Genomic DNA, 506 nt, shown 5'->3' with positions numbered 1-506 from the left:
ATAAGAGACAGGAGTTTAGACTGATAGATGATGTGGAATATGATGGAGGCCGACGAGGTAGCGCAGCTAGTGTGATAAAGAGACGTGCCAATCTGCTTCCTTCATACACGGTTGGACAAGCATTAATGTGCTTTCATGGTGATCCAGTAACGGCGTATAACCAGAAGTCTGCCATTTGGATCCTTGATAATCTTTACACTAAAATATTTAACGATAATACAAAAGCGTCTCATATTGTTTGTGTATATTCATTAATGAAGTCTGTCGAAGGAAAGAAAAAAGAGTTGGCCAAAAAGCCTAATTTGTCGCAAATGGAGCAACAGCAATTGGACTATTTCCGAAAACGGGGATCAATTCCATTGTTTTGTACTGCAATTTCGTCTTGCCTAGAGGTATTCCTATCCAGGAAAGTTCCTAATTTATTTCGCATATCATTTGGCGAAAAAACTTCGCCAGAAAAATGTGAAGAGATATGGAGTAAGATTTTGGCTGTCACTCTACCCTTC

General features: G+C 39.3%; 1 pseudogene. It reads left to right on the top strand.

The window, feature by feature from the left end:
- Positions 1-506, top strand: a pseudogene (locus J1785_RS00265) (AIPR family protein); the annotation flags it as partial.

The organism is Rahnella perminowiae, assembly GCF_019049755.1.
GTDB lineage: Bacteria > Pseudomonadota > Gammaproteobacteria > Enterobacterales > Enterobacteriaceae > Rahnella > Rahnella perminowiae.
This window is presented reverse-complemented; position numbering and strand designations above follow the sequence as displayed.